The organism is Pseudomonas sp. M5A4_2d, assembly GCF_053345295.1.
Window position 1 is genome coordinate 1 of the sequence record NZ_JBKEZW010000026.1, and the last position, 6,597, is coordinate 6,597.

10 protein-coding genes are annotated in these 6,597 nt (G+C 47.7%); 5 read left to right on the forward strand and 5 right to left on the reverse strand.

What is annotated here, in order from left to right; translation table 11 throughout:
• From ACLBW8_RS28515 to ACLBW8_RS28530, 4 genes are all read left to right on the forward strand, one after another.
• Positions 1–316: hypothetical protein (locus ACLBW8_RS28515; protein WP_447806908.1), on the forward strand; the 316-nt coding region annotated here is incomplete at its 5' end.
• A 215-nt stretch (positions 317–531) separates the two neighbouring features.
• Complete coding sequence (locus tag ACLBW8_RS28520) at positions 532–729, forward strand: hypothetical protein (protein ID WP_447806909.1); 198 nt, start codon at positions 532–534, stop codon at positions 727–729.
• A gap of 170 nt (positions 730–899) precedes the next feature.
• Positions 900–1,151 carry a hypothetical protein gene (locus ACLBW8_RS28525; protein WP_447806910.1) on the forward strand — a complete coding sequence of 84 codons (252 nt, stop codon included), beginning with the start codon at positions 900–902 and terminating at the stop codon, positions 1,149–1,151.
• Positions 1,151–1,393 carry a hypothetical protein gene (locus ACLBW8_RS28530; RefSeq protein WP_447806911.1) on the forward strand — a complete coding sequence of 81 codons (243 nt, stop codon included), beginning with the start codon at positions 1,151–1,153 and terminating at the stop codon, positions 1,391–1,393. Before ACLBW8_RS28525 ends, ACLBW8_RS28530 begins: the two co-directional genes overlap by 1 nt.
• 3 nt (positions 1,394–1,396) lie before the next feature.
• On the opposite strand, the gene ACLBW8_RS28535 is transcribed toward ACLBW8_RS28530, so the two are convergent.
• Positions 1,397–1,546 (reverse strand): hypothetical protein, encoded by a 150-nt coding sequence (locus tag ACLBW8_RS28535; protein WP_447806912.1) that lies wholly within the window; start codon positions 1,544–1,546, stop codon positions 1,397–1,399.
• A gap of 440 nt (positions 1,547–1,986) precedes the next feature.
• Between ACLBW8_RS28535 and ACLBW8_RS28540 the strand changes: the two genes are divergently transcribed.
• A complete protein-coding gene (locus tag ACLBW8_RS28540; protein WP_447806913.1) occupies positions 1,987–2,169 on the forward strand; it encodes a hypothetical protein in 183 nt (60 codons plus the stop codon).
• 594 nt (positions 2,170–2,763) lie between these two features.
• On the opposite strand, the gene ACLBW8_RS28545 is transcribed toward ACLBW8_RS28540, so the two are convergent.
• The 4 genes from ACLBW8_RS28545 to ACLBW8_RS28560 all read right to left on the reverse strand — a co-directional run bounded on the left by ACLBW8_RS28545 (position 2,764) and on the right by ACLBW8_RS28560 (position 6,471).
• Positions 2,764–3,156, reverse strand: coding sequence for a hypothetical protein (locus ACLBW8_RS28545; protein ID WP_447806914.1), 393 nt, complete (start codon positions 3,154–3,156; stop codon positions 2,764–2,766).
• Positions 3,157–3,304: 148 nt separating this feature from the next.
• Complete coding sequence (locus ACLBW8_RS28550; protein ID WP_447806915.1) at positions 3,305–3,994, reverse strand: replication initiation protein; 690 nt, start codon at positions 3,992–3,994, stop codon at positions 3,305–3,307.
• Positions 3,995–4,679: 685 nt separating this feature from the next.
• The gene (locus ACLBW8_RS28555; protein WP_447806916.1) at positions 4,680–5,531 is read right to left on the reverse strand and encodes a nucleotidyl transferase AbiEii/AbiGii toxin family protein; all 852 of its coding nucleotides are present in this window, start codon (positions 5,529–5,531) and stop codon (positions 4,680–4,682) included.
• A complete protein-coding gene (locus tag ACLBW8_RS28560) occupies positions 5,521–6,471 on the reverse strand; it encodes a type IV toxin-antitoxin system AbiEi family antitoxin domain-containing protein (protein ID WP_447806917.1) in 951 nt (316 codons plus the stop codon). Before ACLBW8_RS28560 ends, ACLBW8_RS28555 begins: the two co-directional genes overlap by 11 nt.
• Positions 6,472–6,597: the final 126 nt, after the last annotated feature.

Sequence of the window (6,597 nt, forward strand, 5' to 3'; positions counted from 1 at the left end):
TCTTACCAGATATACGTCCTTAGGACGTATATCTGGTAAGAGCAGATATGTCAAGAAAACTCAGCGTTTACAGGGTGCTTTTTTTTTGGTACCTTTAGGCCGCTATGATAAATCCTTAGGATTTATCATAGCGGCCGTTGTATGGTGCAAAACAAAATTATGGTTAAAAAGCCCGCAGATTGGCGGGCTTTTTTGTGGCGAGGAATCATGGTGGACAGCAGGCACTAACGTTGAGTGCGCTTCTGATCCGACTATGGCCAATCAAACGGGATTCCGTCGAAAAACCACTCAATCAACAGTCGAACAAAAAGCCTAAATAGAAACGGTATAAAACGCATAAACATGCTCCATTCGTGAGTTCCCCACGCAAGGTTTTGGGGGGCTGAATCGGCGCAGTGCCAATCCGAATGGTGTTTACAGTTTTGGTTTTGGTCTTTTTCCGGTCACGCTTTGCATGCACCAAAGCAACCCACCTGCTGCCATTGCGCTACGCTCGTATGGCCATTACGGCAGCCATCACAAGGAGCATGTATGCAGTTGCATGAAGCGGTTGAGCTGAAAGAAGCGTATTCCGTGGGCAATGCCAATTCCGCTATTCAAGAAGGCTGGAAATTATTGGCTGTTGCGCCGGGCGCCAATGGCGTGACCTATGTGCTGGGCAAGAAGGCCGAGGCAAAGCCGCCAAAAATCTCGCCTGAAGCGCTCGCCAAGGCGACGCAGAAAAAGTGACCGGCCGGGTTACGCATAACGGCGTTTTCGTTAAATCGATCCCCACAGTAAAGCCCGCCTAGGCGGGCTTTTTTGCACACGCTGGACGCCAAAGGATGGGGGTGTGGTACACCACGTATTCCATGTGTGGTTTTACGCGCATCCAATCACTGACTCGAAAAGGAATATCCATGTCACAAGCCCATCTCCATAACCTTCGAGCCTTCTGGGTCTCTGGCAGCCTGTACGCGGCGAAGAGTCCATCTGAGGCGCTGAATCTCGCAAAGGAAATTAACCGTACTGCTAACCATGTTCTGGAAGACGTTAAGCCCGCTACACCCGAGGATTTGGCCGAAGTAGTGCCCTGGGGTGATCAGTTCGTGACGCTGGGTGAATGGCTGAATGCTCGTACTGAGTCCGGTTGCATGGTGCTGGGGGAGTAATGGTAGGGAAAGGCCTACAAGAAGAAACACTACGCGCCATGCTGGAGGCTGGCGCGGTGAGGGAGGTATTGGTCAGCCGGCAGGATGATAAATGGGGTCTGGCGATTCGCCTGGGTGGTCCCGGATCGCGCTGGCTGCCCGTGCGGTCGCGCCGTGAGGCGCTGCGCACCTGGGCCAGTTTGACCGCCGTGGGACGTTTTGCCGAAGCCCTGGGCATTAATGCGTTTGCGGTTGAGTTGTAGGGGTCATGTCAGCCCACACAGCGCCGGTGAAAAGATGGCCTGACAAACCGAAGTTGATCCCACCAGGTTGAACACCAGGTGCAGCAGATCGAGCAGCAGGGAGGCCATGACGTTGACCAGGGTGTCGTACAAAAACGCTTTGAAGTGAGCCATGCGAGGCATCCTCAATGATTTGGGGATACCCATTAGAAGGCACGTTTGCGCGTGTCATTAGCCCCACTTTGCATGGTTTTGAAAAATTCCAAGAGCCCTGACTGGGATTTCTCGCATGCGAGAAATCCACGCTGAAACACAAATAATCCGGCCTGGTTAGGGTGGGCTCTGCACGCTATCGCTCAAGCTTGGGCGATAGCGTTCACGGATGAGCTACCCCTAGCTCATTTTCGCGGACGCGAAAATCGCGCTGAAACACAAATAAATCGTCGTGCGCCCCCCAAGTGTTAGTAGCTGGTGTGTAAAAGACACCTCTACCCGCTTTGTGCGGTATTAATCCCTTGAGAAATGGCTTTATCTTGCGCGGGAGTGAGGACTTTTGTGTCTATTACACACCATCACTCACATGTGGCATTGCTAGTAACACTTGAGGGGCCGCTATGGAAAACCTAGAACCCGTACTGCGTTTCATCGAACCGGGAGACGACCTGGATATGGTCCAGGCGCTGCCCATCTTCGTCACACTGCAGGTGGATGACACCGCGCGGATTCGGCGCTCGGCCACGTTAGCCGTACTTAAAAAAGCCCAAAGCAACGTTTTGGAACTGAAGAACAACGGTTAGTGAACTGCTAAAGACTGCCGAACAACGCTACAAGCAACGGGAGAACAACGTTTCGAGTTGGTTGAAGCGGCGGGCAAGATAGGTGAAGTGGGCCTACCGGCCCTCTTCACGTCTTGCCCATTCGCCTGCGGCTCAAAGGGAGCGATAGCGCTCTGCGCTGTGAGATATCTCACAGGGATGAACGAACCCTCGTTCATTTGACGTGAATAGGTTTCCTATCAACCACACAGCGGCGTGGCGAAGATGATCAGACAGGCAGGCGCCGAGCTGACCTGGCTGATCACCATGTGCAGCAGATCGATGACGTTGACCATGGTTCGTACAAAAACGCTTTGAAATGAGCCAATGAGGCGTCCTCAATGATTTAGGGAGACCCATTAGAAGGCACGTTTGCTCGTGCCATTAGCCCCACTTTGCATGGTTTTTAAAAATCCTTAGGTTCCAATCTGACGTTGCTGAGGGTTGTCTTGGTGATAAGGAGCCGGAATCCTTCCCCTTTTAGAGGACGTAAACGGCAGGCCGAACAAGGCGCAGAGAGATGTAGCCGGAATCCTTCCCTTTTAAGGGTGAGTTTCCGAATCGAAAACGGTTGGATCATTCGTCCAGGACGCTGAACAGGCTGGCCCAGGTGGCGGGTTCTTGATTTTTTTCAGGAGTTGATAATTTGGTAATTTTGGGGGGGGCTGGTTTGTGCTCGATCAGTAGAACGGTGGCGCGCAGCTCCTGGACTTCCTTGCGAAGTGCCTGGAGTTCAGCCAATACCTGGTCCCAGGGTTGAGCTGTGCCAACCTGTGTCACATCAGCTGTGTCAGGCTGTGCCACGGGAGCTAGGGCACCGTAAGCACGCATCAATTCAGATGTCTCAAATTGGCGATTGCCAGTAGTGTCTAGCCCATAAGAAACAAGGCCTCTATCCATATCACGATAGATCGAGCGTCGACTTCTACCGGTTAGTTTCACTGTTTCGTTGAGGGTGTGCCATGCCATGGATTAGGGCTGTGCCAGAGTGTGCCAAAGGGAAGAAAGCATAATTCAGGGAAAGACATTTTGCCTAAAAAGGGAAAGATTCCGGCTATGCCTGACCTGACCTACAGCTAACCCGGCCTCAGCCACAATCATGCTGCAATGAACATCGCTAAAGCTTCAGTGTCATCTGGTCATTTTTGGTGATCGTAAACGAGAAACCAATGATTTTCCGACCCTGCCGGCGAGGCTCTGCAATAACGGTCAAGTCAGTGTTTTTGTTCAGCTCAGCTAGGGCTGGCTCAATGACCCAGCGACGCAGATCTTTGACGTTGGGATACTTTTCCCCTAGGTCGAGCATTTCTCGCAGCTGAGCTAGCGTACATTCCCGCTGTTTGAGTTTGATGAACTGGCTCATAAGCTCATAGATACGGACAGAGTAGAAGCTAGAAAGGCTGCCGATCTGCTTGAGTTGGTAGCTGGTGAACTCTTTGTTCAGCATGGTCAGATGCGGGAGCACAGTCGGAGAAAATCCCAGCTCGACACAGCCTTGGCCTTCCCGATACTTCACATGGAAAACCCAGCGCATACGTTCCACCAGCTTGCCCTTTACGTACCGACGAATGTCCCGGTTGAACAGCCTAGTTGCTGCATCCTCAAGTGCCTCATAGGCGTGTTTCACATCAATACCAAACACATCAGCAAAGGTGTCGGCCCGTACGGTCAGATAGCCGTCTTTAGGTAACGGTTTACGCGAGTCGATCAGCGACGCAGCGCAGAGAACCAAGCGTTTCTCATTGAGGGTCAGTGTATGTGAGGCCTCAATAAGCTTGTTTGACTGAGTAACCTTGTTCTCTACCATTTACCAATCTCTACCCGGAATCTCTCCCTGATAATGTATTTAGGGAGAGGGAGGTAGTCAACACCCTCTCCCTGATTAGGTAAATAAGGCTCTAATGCTTGTGGATAACAGCCGGAATCTCTCCCCCTTAAACCCGGAATCTCTCCCCCTTAAACCCGGAATCTCTCCCCCTTAAACCCGGAATCTCTCCCCCTTAAACTGGAAAAAGCCTTTTAAAACAATGAGTTACGGTCGCTAAAACAAGGATAAAACAAGAAAAACAAGGTTTAAAAGGCCCATTCGATTATTGGCCTATGGCAGTTACTAATGACCCTAACCGCTAAAGCGGGGCAACAGAAACCTAAGAGAATGGACGGGAGCCGTCTTCCTGGGATATTTAGGCGTCGCTCCAGTCGCTGTGCGCCCTATATGCACCGCGAACAACCTTGAAATAGGAGAAGGGCTGCTTCGCTCCTTCACGACGCGGGCTTTGCCCTGCGCGCTACGCTTGCTCGTTAATCAGCCTCATGCAGGACCGCAACGCATCGTAAGGGTTAGGAGGAGTTGCTAGAGCCAACTCCAAAAAGCCTGACACTGCTGTTGCTGCGTTCCGTTGAATTTCCTCACTGCGTGAAATCATGAGATGACGATTTTTAAAAACGGATATCCGTGGCTCCGGCATTGGTGCAAGCCACTACATTTTCCCCTACCAAGGCAGAGACTTAAAGAAGGTAGTTATCCTTGCGTATGACTCTTCAAAGTCAGGAAGAACCGCGACAGTGTCCTTTAAAGCAGGATAACCTTCAGCTGAACGTTTTTTAATTTCAGGATCATCTATCCCATCACGGTGTAACAGATTATCGATATTTTTTCCTTGGCTTTTATTAATCAATGATCTGTGAATTTTTATTTTTTCTGATTCGGTGAGCGTATGAATTGTGCTTAACAAATAGTTGACGTCATACACGTCCTGCTCTCTATTTCGTTTGCGTGCTGCTTGCTGCAAAATTGATCGTAGTTTCTCTGCAAGTAGATCACATATATCATATGCCTGAATTTCACCATCATCCTCGCCAAGTTGTAACATTTCTACGTTGTATGATTTTTCATTGAAACTGTAGTCGATTACTATGACTAAAGGACAGTTTTTATCTTCAAGGCGTTTCATGTGTGCAGCATTACTTCTTAAGCAATAGCCTAATTTCATTTTTATGGTAGGGAACGTACCTTGTGCATTTGGCTTTATTTGGTGAGATTGCAACCTACATTTAACACCGTAGTTTAAAGCAGTCTCGACTAAATCCATTGCATCATTGAGAGTTACTTCAAATTCATCTAGGTCAATCTCGGATAATTTTTTTTCCGTAGAGAAATCGATATCAGTAGTGAACCGTGTACTGCCGTAGCGGATACCTAATAGCGTTCCACCTTTGATGATCATGCTGGTCCTAAGAGACTCATCTGAAGAGATTGCGCGCAAAATTATGTGAGTTGCCTGCCGAGCCAGCTGGTAATCAGGTGGTGCTTCAGCTACCCATTGTTCGATGTCAATTTCCATATTGTTGTGCTGACTCCGCATTTAAAGAAAGGGACCAATCCTCATCGAAGATTGGTGAAAAGGGCACACCATGAACAAGTATTTTCGAGCTACCCCTAGTTTTTTTGGATTCTTTTTGCCACTCCGAGAGTTGAGGGTGGTCAATACCAACTAATTTTTGTAGTACAAATCCAGTACGTGCAATATCAATTTTTCTAGCGCCACTACTCTTAAGCTCATTTATTATTGGAGTTAAGTATTTCTTCCCGTTTTCGACATAAACGTCTAAGACGTGATCTATGCCCCCGCATTCTTCAGGTGATCTAAGCATATCTATAAAAGTTTTACCTATTGTAGAAACTTTTAAAGGGCTATTTTTTACAGATATAGGCTCTACATAATTAGTTTCAGTCGATACAAATAGCTCCTGGCCGAAAGCGGTAGTGCTCTTAGGGTACTTTGGAGTGAAATGTACAGGATCAAAACTTACCGAAGGATCTATTGTTATGTCTAACAATGAACGTTTTTTCCACTCTTGTGGAGTACAAGCTGTAAATCTAACTACTTTAGGAATTTTATCAGTTAACCCATACCAGGCCATTGCGTTAATTTTTGAAAGGTATCCATATGGGTATACTGAGCAAATATCTTCAGAGGCTGTATATTCTGCCTTCCCTTTTATCCTATAGACATTATCGACATATCCATTTGCATACATTTGGTATGTTTTTTTGTTTTCACTTAGATTCGTCAGTATTCCAGATCTTTCTACCCTATTTATATAGTGTTGATAGTCTTCAACGGCAGCAATTTTTTTTCTTATAAGTGAAATTCTTTCGTTCTTATAGCTTTTCATCATATAAAAAATGAATATTTGCTCTGACAGTTTTTCTTTGGAGATTACGGAGTACGGATAGTCCTCCAGCACCCATGCCATCAGCGCTTCTTCCAGCAATAACATACGCTAGACTCCTTGAATGCTATCGACTCTTACCAGATATACGTCCTTAGGACGTATATCTGGTAAGAGCAGATATGTCAAGAAAACTCAGCGTTTACAGGGTGCTTTTTTTTTGGTACCTTTAGG